At 34.5% G+C, this 14,360-nt stretch carries 18 protein-coding genes, 1 pseudogene and 1 riboswitch; of the genes and pseudogenes, 2 read left to right on the plus strand and 17 right to left on the minus strand.

The genetic code is table 11. The annotated features are described in order from the left end of the window. Nucleotides 1–30: 30 nt before the first annotated feature. The 9 genes from LKACC16343_RS01785 to LKACC16343_RS14255 form a co-directional block, all read right to left on the minus strand. Entirely contained in the window at nucleotides 31–1,230 is a 1,200-nt protein-coding gene (locus LKACC16343_RS01785; protein WP_056952357.1) for a CCA tRNA nucleotidyltransferase, read from the minus strand. Nucleotides 1,231–1,376: 146 nt separating this feature from the next. Further along, nucleotides 1,377–2,621, minus strand: coding sequence for a tetratricopeptide repeat protein (locus LKACC16343_RS01790; protein ID WP_056952355.1), 1,245 nt, complete (start codon nucleotides 2,619–2,621; stop codon nucleotides 1,377–1,379). Between the two features lie 64 nt (nucleotides 2,622–2,685). Beyond that, the gene (locus tag LKACC16343_RS01795; protein ID WP_010019909.1) at nucleotides 2,686–2,961 is read right to left on the minus strand and encodes an HU family DNA-binding protein; all 276 of its coding nucleotides are present in this window, start codon (nucleotides 2,959–2,961) and stop codon (nucleotides 2,686–2,688) included. A gap of 188 nt (nucleotides 2,962–3,149) precedes the next feature. Beyond that, nucleotides 3,150–4,463 carry a ribosome biogenesis GTPase Der gene (der, locus tag LKACC16343_RS01800; protein ID WP_056952352.1) on the minus strand — a complete coding sequence of 438 codons (1,314 nt, stop codon included), beginning with the start codon at nucleotides 4,461–4,463 and terminating at the stop codon, nucleotides 3,150–3,152. An 11-nt stretch (nucleotides 4,464–4,474) separates the two neighbouring features. Beyond that, nucleotides 4,475–5,134: a (d)CMP kinase gene (gene cmk / locus LKACC16343_RS01805; protein ID WP_056952350.1), complete on the minus strand. Its 660-nt coding sequence runs from the start codon at nucleotides 5,132–5,134 to the stop codon at nucleotides 4,475–4,477. Nucleotides 5,135–5,197: 63 nt separating this feature from the next. Next, nucleotides 5,198–6,361 carry a LysM peptidoglycan-binding domain-containing protein gene (locus LKACC16343_RS01810; protein WP_056952348.1) on the minus strand — a complete coding sequence of 388 codons (1,164 nt, stop codon included), beginning with the start codon at nucleotides 6,359–6,361 and terminating at the stop codon, nucleotides 5,198–5,200. 90 nt (nucleotides 6,362–6,451) lie between these two features. Continuing rightward, the gene (locus LKACC16343_RS01815; protein ID WP_056952345.1) at nucleotides 6,452–7,003 is read right to left on the minus strand and encodes an ECF transporter S component; all 552 of its coding nucleotides are present in this window, start codon (nucleotides 7,001–7,003) and stop codon (nucleotides 6,452–6,454) included. 72 nt (nucleotides 7,004–7,075) lie between these two features. Continuing rightward, nucleotides 7,076–7,194: riboswitch (FMN riboswitch) on the minus strand. A 545-nt stretch (nucleotides 7,195–7,739) separates the two neighbouring features. Next, on the minus strand, nucleotides 7,740–7,916 hold the full coding sequence (locus LKACC16343_RS14155) for a hypothetical protein (protein ID WP_156638751.1): 177 nt from the start codon (nucleotides 7,914–7,916) through the stop codon (nucleotides 7,740–7,742). Nucleotides 7,917–8,119: 203 nt separating this feature from the next. After that, nucleotides 8,120–8,293: a hypothetical protein gene (locus LKACC16343_RS14255; protein ID WP_156638750.1), complete on the minus strand. Its 174-nt coding sequence runs from the start codon at nucleotides 8,291–8,293 to the stop codon at nucleotides 8,120–8,122. 433 nt (nucleotides 8,294–8,726) lie between these two features. On the opposite strand from LKACC16343_RS14255, the gene LKACC16343_RS01820 reads away from it, so the two are divergent. After that, entirely contained in the window at nucleotides 8,727–9,167 is a 441-nt protein-coding gene (locus LKACC16343_RS01820) for a hypothetical protein (protein WP_056952343.1), read from the plus strand. Nucleotides 9,168–9,195: 28 nt separating this feature from the next. Here the strand turns inward: LKACC16343_RS01820 and LKACC16343_RS01825 are convergent, their stop codons facing one another. The 6 genes and pseudogenes from LKACC16343_RS01825 to LKACC16343_RS14265 form a co-directional block, all read right to left on the minus strand. Next, nucleotides 9,196–9,495 (minus strand): minor capsid protein, encoded by a 300-nt coding sequence (locus LKACC16343_RS01825; RefSeq protein WP_056952340.1) that lies wholly within the window; start codon nucleotides 9,493–9,495, stop codon nucleotides 9,196–9,198. A gap of 425 nt (nucleotides 9,496–9,920) precedes the next feature. Further along, complete coding sequence (locus tag LKACC16343_RS14690) at nucleotides 9,921–10,148, minus strand: phage portal protein (protein ID WP_143444156.1); 228 nt, start codon at nucleotides 10,146–10,148, stop codon at nucleotides 9,921–9,923. 137 nt (nucleotides 10,149–10,285) lie between these two features. Then, nucleotides 10,286–10,468 carry a hypothetical protein gene (locus LKACC16343_RS01830; protein ID WP_056952336.1) on the minus strand — a complete coding sequence of 61 codons (183 nt, stop codon included), beginning with the start codon at nucleotides 10,466–10,468 and terminating at the stop codon, nucleotides 10,286–10,288. A gap of 168 nt (nucleotides 10,469–10,636) precedes the next feature. Continuing rightward, entirely contained in the window at nucleotides 10,637–10,795 is a 159-nt protein-coding gene (locus LKACC16343_RS14260; RefSeq protein ID WP_156638749.1) for a hypothetical protein, read from the minus strand. An 87-nt stretch (nucleotides 10,796–10,882) separates the two neighbouring features. After that, nucleotides 10,883–11,312 (minus strand): annotated as a pseudogene (locus LKACC16343_RS01835) (phage terminase large subunit); the annotation flags it as partial. Between the two features lie 39 nt (nucleotides 11,313–11,351). Next, on the minus strand, nucleotides 11,352–11,492 hold the full coding sequence (locus LKACC16343_RS14265; protein WP_156638748.1) for a hypothetical protein: 141 nt from the start codon (nucleotides 11,490–11,492) through the stop codon (nucleotides 11,352–11,354). A 296-nt stretch (nucleotides 11,493–11,788) separates the two neighbouring features. Between LKACC16343_RS14265 and LKACC16343_RS01845 the strand changes: the two genes are divergently transcribed. After that, entirely contained in the window at nucleotides 11,789–12,256 is a 468-nt protein-coding gene (locus tag LKACC16343_RS01845) for a hypothetical protein (protein ID WP_056952330.1), read from the plus strand. Nucleotides 12,257–12,857: 601 nt separating this feature from the next. Here the strand turns inward: LKACC16343_RS01845 and LKACC16343_RS01850 are convergent. Together LKACC16343_RS01850 and LKACC16343_RS01855 are read right to left on the minus strand one after the other, a co-directional pair. Next, nucleotides 12,858–13,355, minus strand: a complete 498-nt coding sequence (locus tag LKACC16343_RS01850; RefSeq protein ID WP_056952327.1) for a TIR domain-containing protein — start codon at nucleotides 13,353–13,355, stop codon at nucleotides 12,858–12,860. Beyond that, on the minus strand, nucleotides 13,339–14,193 hold the full coding sequence (locus LKACC16343_RS01855) for a macro domain-containing protein (protein ID WP_056952325.1): 855 nt from the start codon (nucleotides 14,191–14,193) through the stop codon (nucleotides 13,339–13,341). The genes LKACC16343_RS01850 and LKACC16343_RS01855 overlap by 17 nt, the downstream gene beginning before the upstream one ends. Nucleotides 14,194–14,360 lie beyond the last annotated feature (167 nt).

The following is a 14,360-nucleotide window of genomic DNA, read 5'->3' on the forward strand; positions in this document are numbered from 1 at the left end:
AATACTTACTGATTTCATAATAACACAGGGTTATTGATTACTTAACAAATAATGTCTTAATTCATCAAAATTATTGTAAACGTTTCCTTCCACGACAGCACGCTCTATTTGAGACATTGATTTTCCAATAATTGGACCTGGTTTTACACCTAGAATCTCACAAATATCTTTTCCTGTAATAGCTAAATCATGACTATTTTTGATAGAAATTTGCTCTACTTTTTGTTTTAAATCTACATAATCAAATTCAATTTGAAGCATTTGGCAAAGTTGAAGCACACGTTCAAAATTATCCAAGCCAAATTTATAAATATTCCACAAATCGTAATCCTGATTCTCAAACAAATGCAGCATATCCAGACTATTCACACTAGCCTCACGAACCTTATTGGAAACCTTCCAATCACGTAAAAATCTGTTGAATTCGGGATGATTCATATTTAAAGCGTAGCCAATTGCTGTCCAAGCTGCATCCTCATCGACAAAAGTACCCTCAGCATTCAATAATTCAGACAATTCCACCCGCTGGTCTTTGAAACCAGGACAATACTCACTCAAATTCAACTTGAGAAAGTCAGCAAAACCAGTTTTCCACGATTGACTCAATAGCAATTTAACGAATTCTTCTCGAATACGTTCAATTGCTATTTTGGACAACAATGGTGCATTATCAGCCACTGCCTGAGCCGTTTGAGCTTCAATTTGAAAGTTCAATTGGGCTTGGAATCTAACTGCTCGCATCATTCTCAAAGCATCCTCGTGAAATCTAGCTTCAGCCTGACCAACTGCTCGAATGATTTTCTTGTCCAAGTCTTTTAACCCATCGAACTTATCAATCACATTACCATTCAAATCAACTGCTAAAGCATTGATCGTAAAATCACGGCGCTTTAAATCATCAGCTAGTGATCTCACAAAAGTTACTTTATCTGGACGACGATAATCTTGATAACCGGATTCTGTTCTAAAAGTAGTAATTTCATATGACGCATCATTCAATAATACCGTGACTGTGCCATGTTGAATTCCGGTATCAATTGTACGTTTAAAAATTTTCTTGATTTCTTCCGGATAAGCACTTGTAGCAATATCGACATCGTGGATCGGTAATCCTAAAATATGGTCGCGCACACTTCCCCCAACGAAATAAGCCTCAAATCCGGCTTGCTCAATTTCTTCTAGTACTGGTAACGCCTGTTTAAAATCTTCAGGAAGTTGTTTGATTTGCATATTTTTACCTCACATAATCATAAAAGTCTTTATTTATTATATACCAATCATGAATGTTACTAAATAAAGACCTTATAATGCGGTTAAAATTATAAAAATAGCCTCACTAAGATATACATTGATCCTAGTGAGGTTATTACTAATTTCTATATTTGATCCAATAGATTATGCATTTCTTCATTATCAGGATCTTGTTTCAAGTACAGTTGAATGGCTGGCTTGAGAACATCATTATTACCCGTGCTACGAAGGATTTCAATTAAATCTGATAAGTAATCCAAATTATCCTTAAAATCGTCGAGAACTAGCAAAATATTCTCCTGAGCCTTATTTACATCATCAGTTTCAAATTCTGATTTGGCTAGATTCCAAACCAACTTAGGATTATTACTGATGTCACGACCGTTCAATAAATCAAGATTACTCTTGAATTGGCCTTTAGTTACATAATAATCACTCAGTTTAATTACCAAAGGCAAAGGATTCTCTACTGTTTGAATTCCTTTTTCAAGTATCTTGATTGCCCCGGTTGGATCTTCCGCAGTTCCAGCATCAAAAGCTATCTGATAAAGATTGTCATCTAGTTCATTCAAATTCAAACCTAATTGTGCATACTTGAAGGCATCGGAATTCTTCTTAATGTTCAAATAATCCTCGGCCAAAATTGAATAAGCAGTTGGATAATCACGGTTCGTCTCCAAAAGTTTTTCCAAGATACTGATTGACTTGTTATAGTTTTTAACTTGATTATACAAGAAGCCTAATTGGAATTGAGCGTCCTCATTCAACTCAATCGCATTCAAATCTTCATAAACGTCAATAGCTTCTTCATACTGACCATCCCCAGCAAGGGAACTGGCCTTACGTAAAACAATTGAGATACCAGAGTAATTTTTAATGCCCATATCTAATAACATATCGTAATATGTCAAAGCTTTACTGAATTTATTCTCATCAAAATAAACTTCAGCTAAAGCAAACTTGAATACTTCTTCATCAGGGAATTCTCTGATACCACTTAATAGTTTTTGTTCACTAACTTCATACAAACCTTGAGATTGATATATATCGGCTGAAACCAGCAAATTTTCGGCATATGCTGGTGAATCGGGCGTGATTTGAGAAATATAGCTTAAAGCTTGATCGGTATCTCCATCAGACACAGAAATCTCCGCTAAACGAGACAAAATTTGCCCTTCAGTTGGATACATCGTTAATAAATGGTCATAGACAGTCTTAGCTTGGACGGATAAACCACGGCTCATCAAAGTCTCTGCAAGTGAGAATTGAGTTTGGTCATCATCTTGTACAATTGATTCTTGAATTAAAGAATCAACTTTCGAAAAGTCACCATCATCAATTGTTTCTATAACTTCATCTGCTTTACTCAAATTGTTACCTCCATATTTTTGCGTAAAAAAAGACGGTCTAATGACCGCCCCTAATTAAAAAGAATTATTTAACTGAATCCTTCAAAGCCTTACCTGGTTTAAATGCAGGAACCTTGCTTGCAGGAATCTTAATTTCTTCGCCAGTTTGTGGGTTGCGACCCTTACGAGCAGCACGTTGACGTACTTCGAAGTTACCAAAGCCAATCAATTGAACTTTGTTGCCTTCTGATAAGTTTTCTTGGATTGTTTCAAAGACTGCATCAACAGCTGAAGTTGCATCCTTCTTTGTCAAACCAGTTTTACTTGCTACACTATCGATAAGTTCAGCTTTATTTGCCATATGTAAAAATACCTCCGAAATTTGTAAAAAATTTAGAACACATGAACTATTTGAATGCGTTCATTATTCTATTTACAAAACTACCATAGGAATGTCGATGTGGCAAGCATTTAAGCCGTTTTTTACGATAATTTTCTTTAAATATAAATATATTTATAAAAGCGTGTAAAATAGCACCGTTTTAGGCTCTATTTACGTTTTCTTGGCAAGATCTTAATTGGTGTTCCTTCAAAGTCAAATGTATCTCGTAATTGATTTTTCAAGAAACGTTCATATGAAAAATGCAATAATTCACTATCATTAACGAAAACAACGAATGTTGGTGGTTGAATAGCTACTTGTGTCATGTAGTAAATACGTAATCTCTTACCATTAACTAATGGTGTTGGTGCAATTGAAGTAGCACGCAACAATAGATCATTCAGAACAGCTGATTGAATTCGACGGTGACGGTTATCGAAGACACGTGTTACTAATTCTGGAATTTGATCTAAACGTTGTCCCTTAATTGCTGAAGTAAAGAGAATTGGAGCGTATGACAAGTATTGGAACTCTGCTCTAATTTGGTTTTCAAAGTCCTGCATAGTGTGAGTATCTTTCTTCAAAGCATCCCACTTGTTAACAACGATAATAACACCTTTACCAGCATTATGAGCATAACCAGCTACACGTTTATCTTGTTCACGAATACCCTCTTCAGCATTCAAAACAACACAGACAACGTCAGACTTATCAATTGCACTCAACGCACGCAATACAGAGTATTTCTCTGTATTTTCATAGACCTTACCACGTTTTCTAATACCAGCAGTATCAATCATTGTAAAGTCTTTGTCGAGCTTCTCATCATGATACTTAGTATCGACAGCATCACGTGTCGTTCCTTGCATATCAGAAACAATAACACGCTCGTCGCCTAAAATAGCATTAACTAATGATGACTTACCAACATTAGGACGACCAATAAAACTAAATTTAATTGATTCGTCATCTATATCTTTATCATCATTAGGAAATACCTTTACGATTTCATCCAACAAATCACCTAAACCAGTTCCCTGTGAACCAGAAATAGGATTAGGATCGCCAAATCCTAGTGAATAAAAGTCATAAATATTCTCACGTTGTTCTGGATTATCAGCCTTATTAACCGCTAAAACAACTGGTTTCTTAGTACGATAAAGGATTTTTGCAACATCCTCATCTTCCTTAGTAACACCATTTTGTCCATTAACGATAAAGACAATAACATCAGCTTCATCAATCGCAATTTCAGCTTGGTTCTTGATTTGCACTGACATCTTTTCTCCGCTCATTTCAATACCACCGGTATCGATCAAACGGAATTCCTTTCCAAGCCAACTAGCACGTGAATAAATACGATCTCTAGTTACACCCGGTGTATCTTCAACAATAGATAATCTTTCATTAATTATTCTATTGAAAATAGTAGATTTACCAACATTGGGGCGTCCTACTAACGCAACTACTGGAACAGCCATAATCTGCCTCCCTACTTATGTTCATTAACAATTTCTGTAACTTTTTTAACAACTTCTTCAATGGTCATATCTGATGTATCAACTTCGATAGCGTCGTCAGCCTTTTTCAACGGCGAAATTTCACGATGTGAATCCTTGTAATCACGAGCAGCAATTTCATCTTGCAATTCTTTCAAAGGTGTATTGATGCCACGTTCAAGGTTTTCTTTATAACGTCTTTGCGCACGTACTTCTACACTAGCAATTAAGAAAATTTTTACTTCGGCATTAGGCAAAACAGTCGTTCCAATATCACGACCATCCATTACGATATTAATGTCGTTTGCCATGTCTCGTTGCATTTGAACTAATTCCGTTCTAACTTCTTTGATTGCTGAGACTTGAGAAACGTTATTAGTTATCTCTTCTGTTCGAATAGCATCTGAAACATCCTCATCATCTAAGTAAACGTGTTGACCATCTTCTTTATTAAGAAAATGGATCTTGTGTTCAGACATTAACTTCAAAATATTGAAAGTATCACCATACCCTACATTATTCTTTTTTGCAAGTAATGTTACTGTACGGTACATCGCACCAGTGTCGCAATAAACAAAATCTAAATTTTTAGCAATTAATTTGGCAATAGTACTTTTACCAGCTGAGGCTGGTCCATCGATTGCAATTTGCATCTATTTTTCTCTCCTTAATAAAAGGGCCCAGACAAAATTGTCAGAGACCCTTAATTACTTAATCTATTTTACTCTTAATGTTGTACCTGGTGTCAATGTACCAACATTACCATTCAAACTCTTCAATTGAGCTGTTGTTAAATTGTTGTTGTAAGCAATTCTGAACCAGTTATCACCGGCCTTAACAGTGTAATATGAAGCTCCACTATTAGCATTACTATTTGATGTAGTGCTTGAAGTATCTGAACTGTTGGAACTATCAGTACTATTTGATTGGCTAGCTTGTGATTGTGAATCTGAGCTTGTTGTTGAATTGGCTGTATTGTTATCACTTGCTGTAGTGTTACTACTATTTGAAGTAGTACTGTTGTCATCATTTGTAGCATTTGAGTTAGAACTATCATTATCTGTTGTATCAGAATTATTATTACTATCATTACTTGAAGAATTGTTGTTGCTTGTTGACTTCTTAGTTGTTGTCTTCTTGGCAGCTTTCTTCTTAGGTGTAGCTTTCTTAGTAGATTTCTTCTTTTTCTTAGTTGACTTGTCTTTGTTTTCTACTGACTTAGCAGATTGAGTACTATCCAAGTCGCCACTACTACTACCTTTAACAGCATTGATAACCACTGGTGTAAACATAATAATAATTAAGGCAATAACCAAGGTAACAACTAAAGTATGATTACCACGTTGTTTTTCTTTAGTTACAGCACGTGACACATGTCCATCATCGTCAGTATCAGTATCGAAACTGTTTTCCCAAGGCTTACTACTCTTCTTATCATCATCTTCAGCTTCATCATCAACTGAATCTTCTGATTCAGATTGATCAAGTGCTTCGGGTGCTACTGGTGTAGGTATTGGTGTTTCGGGAACAGACTGATCGTCCTCTGGTGCTGAGTCATAATTATTATCGTCATAATTTGGTTCCGGATTATTATCCTGTTTTGCTTCGCTTAAATGATCTTGGCTTTCTTCAGATTGAAGATGATCTGCAGACTCCTGATTCTCATTTATTGTTGAGTCATCAGTATTTTCTTCTACAGGTGCATCATTAGAAGTTTGATCGTCAGAAACCGCACTAGTAGGTGTAACTTCATCACTTGTGCCATCACTAATTAGATGATATTTCTTCAAATCTTCGAGACTAACGGATCCCTCAAGTCCTTGTGTGGATTTAGGAACGCGAGAATCGCCAGACATATTGTTTTTATCCTTATCGGCCATTAAAAACCAACCTCCTAATTTCTATCTCTTAAAGCATATCATAAAAGTTTAAAATTTTTCTTTAAAGATTTATAAAATTCTGTTAGTTTCTCATTTTATTGAGAAATGTCCTTTGATACGTGGATAAACAATCATCGTAGCCGCTGAAATGATCAGTGCCTTGACAATATTAAATGGTACCACACCTGTTGCCACATATTCGGCCAAACTCATATTTAGTTTCATTCCAATCACGTTCATATAAAGTGGCATTACAACGAAGTAGTTCAATAATGACATAATAACCGTCATTACAACTGTTCCTGCAATCACTGCCATAACCTTCTTATTCTTCTTCCAGAAGTAATTGAAAGGCAATAACAAAGCAACTGACCCCACAAAGGCGGCTCCATTACCGATCAAGCCTGCCACACCACTACCTGTGACGATTACGTGCACCATTGACTTCAGTAATGCAATTAAAACTCCACCTACGGGACCAAATGCAAAAGTTCCAATCAGTGTTACTACATCACTTAAATCAACTTTCAAAAAAGGTAACCAAAACAGAATTGGAAACTCGAAAAACATCAGAATCGTTCCCAATGCTGCAAAAACAGCTACTCCTATTACCTCATGCATCTTATCTAAACTTTTCCCCATTAAAATCAACCTCTCCAATTGATTTCCAAAGAAAAAAGACCTATTTTGGGCACACCAAAACAGACCTTAACCTTCTGTTTTCTTTCATCTAGACTTTACTATCGGTATTGGAATCTAACCAATTCAACCAGCAATGCTGGGTCGCGGACTTTACCGCCGGTCGGGAATTTCACCCTGCCCTGAAAACCAATTATTTAATTTTATACTCTCAATATAGCAGAACGCCTGATATAAGACAACTGTGGAGTTTTTCTAACATCGATACCATTCCATTATTAAGTACCCAAAAAGTACGTTTTGGCAGTCTTTTTGCGGTTCAAAGGAATTAAATTTTATCTTCAATTTTTCCAATATTCACTAAAAATGTGCCATTTTATATATTATCCAATGAATCCAGACCCTTGTGTATACTTAATAGGTAGATATTCATCGTTAGCAACTTTATAGCACCATCCAATTCAACTTAGAATTTTCATCTCGAATAATGGGAAATCCAATCGAAACACCGCTCGACTTAAGAAATTCTCCAAAATTTGTACCAACAGAACATATGTCATAGTAACACCCGACATCGGTAAATATTTTTTGCTTTTGCCATACCCCAACAGAAATAAACCCAATCAGTGCATTGAAAAGTATTTCCTTTTGAATCAAACACGGGCATATCAGTGATGATACCCAATGTTTTGATAGCACTAGTAACTAAGTCACATTGTGGTGAAATAAAATTAACCACCTACTTAATTGAATTCTTAATAATTTCATCTGAATACTTATCTACATCAAGTTGCATACCAGAATCATGCATGACGTGTTGAAACAGATAATTTCTATCTTTCAGATCATTTTCGAAAGCTTGAATGTACTCATATCCATCTTCTGATTCAGTATTGGCGTAGATATCAGATGACATCTTATCTCTAGATGGGTATTTGGCTACTGACTTCCACAAATTACCATGACCGACATAGTAACTCTTCGAATCTCAATGTCTGATGTATCGTTCCAGTCTTGTGGATCACCACTAAGGTCGTTTAATACAGGAATGTTTATTAGTCCTACCCGGTTCTTGATGATGTGAACCCATCACATCATCAGATGGAACAGCACCGGAGGTTAAAAGACGATTGGTCTTAGTAGTGTCATTGTTAATATATTGTATCCATAGGCGATTCTTAACATTTTTTGCATGGCATTATCTAATTTAGTTTTGACGCTTTCAAAGTTTTGCTTTGTTTCGTCATCATTAGAACCAACAAATAGTCCAGCAAACGACAATGGCAACTTCATACCTCAACCATTTTAGTAGCTAAGTTAATTAGATTCCAATGCTGATTCTCAGCTTTCAACTCTTCAAGTCGGCTGTTTCAGTATCAGCTTTTTCTTTACCAATCATATTGGCTTCAGCATCATGTTTAGCATTAGCGTTCTTGATTAAATCAGGAATACTGGCAACCTTTTCTTGCTGTTTATCATCAGATACCTCCCTAGACTCATTGCCGTTCGTTTGACTATTTAGGTTCAGGAATTATCCTCCTGCTTTAAGCCCGTCGGCTTTAATTTCCATTTAGAGTCCGTTAACTATATCTATGGCTTTTTAACGCCTGATACACGTCTGAAGGCAATAAAAATAGACCTTGCAATCGTACAATTTACGTACGCACAACGCCTCGTTAAATGATATTGTTTAACTATTAAATATTTAATGAAAGTTGGCAAAATAATGAAACCCACCGATTGGATAAGTGCTATTTCTGCAGTTACTTCCGCTTTAGCAGCGATAATTGCTTTATATATTTCTAATTCTAATTCCAAAAATAATAAAAAGTATTTACTCAAGCAACAATTGGAAGATATTATTTTGATTTACCGAGTTATAAATAATTTTTTAGACACTAATATTTTCGCAATAAAAAACAACACCTCCATGGGGCAAATAAAAACTTTTTTATTCATATCCGTTAATGACTATAATAATTGGTTAGATAACAAAATTTTGACAGCAACTAATAATAGTCAACTGGAATTATTGCGAGTTGGCCGATTAGCTTCATCCAATTCATCTGGTTCATCCATAGAGTCATTAAAATCACTAAAAAAGGAATTGGACTCACGATTCAAACAGTACCTCGACGAAACAACAGACGAATTTATCAAATCATAGTTTTTCAAGTTCTTCACTAACATCGTGATCAACTTGTATCCCAATCATCGTTATCATTAACCTCAATAACAATACATTGACAATTGTAATGCATCAAAGGAAAACTAACACCTTCTTCAACATCTTCAACATTAAATACTTGACCATCTAGCGCATCACAATCAACACATGTCGTTGGTGATACGAGTGAAACGCATTTATACTTTTTAACATGACTCAATTCTAAATCCTGTAGTCTAGTTCGATTCATTGCTTGAGCGGTAGCATTCCGAATCATACCAGCAGCACGACCCATTTGCCCATTCGTTGCTTTACTTCCACCAGTCAAGATGTCGCCACTTCATTCTTCCAGTTAATAGCACTCTTGGGGGCTTTTAGCAGTCTTCTCAGTAACTTCACGTACTTTTCTTAATGTCTGCATAGTTTGATAAAAACATCCCAAAATCAACGTGACTATCTAATACAGCATTATGAGTTGACTTGTATAAATTGGCATCAACATCATCAATAACTTTAGATTAAGTATATTGATACATGTGTTCAATCTCAAGCACAAGTTCATCCTGCTTAACATAAATTTTTTGAGCAATTCTAATCGCTTGAATTTTCGTTAGTTTCATTTGCATCTACCTCATCAGAATCATCCTCACTGCCATCTGAATTATCGTTTAGCTTTCTGTTGAACAACTTATCAACTGGACTACCTTTAAGTTCTTCATTGTGTTGATTCTTGAGACGTTCCTTTTCAGCTGTTTAATTTACTCCGGTAATCGATTCAACCATATCCAATACAGTCTCATCCGATACTTTTCCAGTATTAACAAGTGAAGTTACGTTCTGCATAATCTCGGTATCATTCTTAGGAAGGTTCGGCGTATAAATTGAATTGATATTCTCTACTATATCCGCACTAGAAATACTTTCTAATCTGCTCCCCAGTAGTTTCCAAGTAGTCTCCTCAATCCACGCGTATATAGTGATTCCTGATTGTTATCCCAAAGCTTACAAGTCACAGTAATGCCTGAAGCATTAGATGCGAAATTAACATCTGATGTATCAGGCGTATTTGTGTCCTTATGATTCCCATATTGAAGGCATCAATATATAAAACTCCTTAGTTAGATATGTGCTGTTGGTGGAATAACAATTTGTGTTGAGCTAATATCGTCTTTTACGATTGCTGGCTTTAACCAGATTTTACCTTTATGAGTATGTACATCCGGAGTTCGACGATAAATAGTCCTTCCATCTTCATCAAGCATTGAATCATCATTGATAACGTCAAATATTTCTTGTGGCATCTTATATACTGCTCGCTTGAATCAAGTGCGAGAAAAGTCTGCCACTTAACATATGGACAGTCCTCTTATTCGAATACGGAAGACTTGAATATATTCCATCACATTATCTTCAATTGCCATTAGTTCGCCTTTCTTTCTTTAAAATCCTAAGTTGTCTAAATAACTAGCTTAATCATTGATTGATGGTGCTGATGCTTCTGTTTCCATTGACATGATCAATCCAGTAAAACCAGTCAAAGTATCGGATGCATCATCGTGTAGATTCTTTACAACCATTATTAGATTCAATTCCAGCAAGGTTAGCCCTGTTTCGATAGTAGCTTTCATTTACTAAGAATTTAGTGACTTACATAGGTTCTCGTGTCATGACTTACATCTAAGATATAAGGTTCTTACTTGTATATCCCATAAACGATTGATAGGCGTTTCAGTTAGTACACGTCCAGCTAAATCACCACTGGCCCACCGTGTCATGATTATCAATACTTTGCCACCTTTTTCCAAACGTGAAAGCACTGTATCAATATATCAACGGTAGATATCATCTAAACGATTAGCGTTATTAGCTTCTTGAGCTAACTTGATAAACATCATCAATAATGATTAGATCAGCGCTAAAACCAGTAGCTGTACCACTTGGAGACGTAGCAAGATAATTATTAACTGAATCGCCTTCAAGACTCCACATATTCATAGCAGCGTCGCCATATTTGTATTTGATATGAGTGTCTGGGAAAATATCATTATAAACAAGAATACTGTCATCGGCTTTAACTTCTTGAATCATATTACGAACTGACTTGGAAAACACAGTGGATAATGTTTCATTATATGAGCCTGTCATAATTCTTTCGGTGCTATCCCCACCAAGCAGCCATTCAACCTAATCAGTAGCTATCAAAGACTTTCCATGACGTGGTGGCTCATTAACTATTAGCACTTGATCACCACTAGTTAAAAAATTTTCTAAGTCATTACATAAATCAACTAGATACTTACGATTAGGCTTATAGAAACTTCGCATTCTCAATTTCACGATCAACAACAGATTTACCTTTTTTAGGGTCTCCCAAATCTCCCGTTTCTTATTTTTCCAACGATACAAAGTGTAGTTCCAATACCAATATTATATGCCTCATCGGTTAAGCCATCCCTTGCCCAACCTTCGAGCTGTATCAACCCTTCTGATGTAACCCATTTATCAATCTCAAACTTAGCCAACGCCATCACCTGTTTTCACAATTTTATAAAATGGAAAAATCTTCTACTTGTTTCTTTGTTATATAGTTAATTTATAATCAAAAAAGGAGGTTCCAAAAAATGGAACATTATAAATACAAATTCACATACAGATCCAAAGTTACTATAAAAACTATGCCAAATGTAATATTGTTTTTCTCGGCTCCAATAATAGCCTTTTCTTCCCTCTTTATACAAAGAATTCCTCAAAATAGTCCAATAATCGCTTTAGCGTGCTTTATCTTGATTTCTTATTACGCTTATTTAGGATATTTTTTTGCTGTTATGAAAATAACTATCAATTCATCATTTAAAAACGTTGATGATTTATGGGATATACTCTTGTATGTATCCCAAATATTTATATCCATTTCTGCTATTTTATTAGGTATAACAATATGGGCGATAACATCAACTGTCTTTAATAATATGCTTGCTCAGTATGCCCAAGTGTTCTATCTGTTATTTTACGTTTTTCTTATAACTACAGCTTCATGCCTTACGTTTGTACTTATTTTACCTACAAAAAAAACAAGGATAAAGCTTTAAATTCTTTTGTTTTTTGAAGTTACTTTTTGTGACTTCTTTTTTGCTCCGGTTCACGGTCAACATCACCAATTATCTTAGCTTTCATTGGTGTCATCAATCCACATGATGTTTTAATCATCTTCATGGAACCAAGCTTCTAAACTCATCATTAGACTTCTTTAAAATCTTATCTGCCTTGCGATTAGTATGCCATGCAATAATTGCCATGATAATTCTCCAAATATCTATTACCACTAGCCTAATTAGCAATTGACTAAATAGCAACCCACCATGACCAACTAATACATCCTAAAATCTTTGCTACAAAGAAAATGAGTGTAAATAAAGCAAATATATTAATCCACCAATATCTTTCTGGTTCTATCTTCATTTGGTTTGCTAATTGTTCCTCCTAGCTCAAGCTCCTCTAATAATTGATTATTTTTTGTACCTCCAAGACCAAATCTCTGCTTAAAAAATGTAGAATGAATTTCTTTTACACTGTTCGATTCAAGCAGTTCAATGACATCCTTAACGTAATCTTCATTATCTTTTATATCGTTTCCTACAAAATAAAAAAATCACATCAGCCGATGTGATTTTTTATTTACTAATTTATTATTTAGTCTTCTAAATCTTTATATACTGAACCTTTATAATAAAAATTACTAATTTCTCCTTTTTTACGATAATTTTTATCATTTTCTGACCAAGTGTTAATTGCTAATTTTACTATTTTCTTTTCAAATGGAACGAAAATAGCTAATTGATTTTTTAAAATAGGAGGACACAATTCATCCGAAATTCTTGATTTATTTATATTGACAGCAACTATCGGTAATTTTAATCTTATTGCAGTTTCAATCTCCCATTTAACAAACTTGGTTAAATACTTTGTGTGTTCACCTATAATTAAAATAAACATTTTTGAATTGGCAAATCTATCTCTCAATGAGGCCTTAATGGACTCCTCTTTACTAGAATCGCTAGCCGTATGCAAATCATGCGCATTATAGAAGTTAAAATCATCATTCTGAGCTTTCCACGCCAACATCAAATCATAATATCTAATGTCATTATCCCCATCAAAAGCAATATAGATTTTATTTTTGTAAGCCATTGAACATACCCCTTATTTTATAATAATTAATACCTTTATTAGTATTATCATCCATAAGTATAATCAATTGTGCAGGTTTCTTAAATTTAATTCGTCTTAAATAAAATGTCCACAATATTATTTCTAAGATTTGATTTGATGTATAAGTATTATTATCCAATCTCGTTATTCCACTGCCTAAAAGAGTTATAACTACTGTCTTTCCCGCATATATTGTATTAACCTCATCCCAAAAATTAATAAGAAACCTTATGTACTCCTGTATTGTCAAATTTGCTTTATTTTCATCATCAAAATGTGTCATTGCTGTGAACATAGTATTGTCATTATACTTAAATATAGTCCCCAACTTATATTTTTTCTTTTTGCCATTTGATCTGTCCCTATTTGTTCCAACTTCATTCTTTTTTAAATGTTTATCATCTGAAACTCTCCTATCCAGTTCATCAATATCGGAAACCTCTTTAATAATAACCTGACCGTTTAATGATGATTTAGAAATAATTTCATTATCAACTTTTGTATCAAAATATTCATTAAAAGCAAATATTCTAATAGTATCATCGTTTATATACTTGCCAGAAAAAATATCACCACTCTTTATTTCTATTGTCGATTCATCATATTTTAATACCAAATCACTTATTCTATTGGCACTAAGCCACTCAAGAATATAAAACAGAAAACAAATAATAAAAAATAAAATAAAAATATGATATCTTGTCTTTACACTAAAATCAAAAAAGCCGACAGCCGTTCCTACAACTCCAAACAAAGTCCCAACGGTACCAGCAGCTTTTAATAAGAGATTGCGATCAAACATACTTACTTTAAGCACAACATTTCACTCCCCTCATGGAATATTATACATATATCATATTACTTATTGCGTATTGAAAAATAATAAACAACAAATTAATGTCACTGTGGTCCACAGAGTACTATCCCATTTTCTAAAAAAATGGATAATAATAAAAAAATATACTAACAAATAGGCACACTCTA

The sequence above is a fragment of the Companilactobacillus bobalius genome (genome assembly GCF_002179915.1).
Lineage (GTDB): Bacteria > Bacillota > Bacilli > Lactobacillales > Lactobacillaceae > Companilactobacillus > Companilactobacillus bobalius.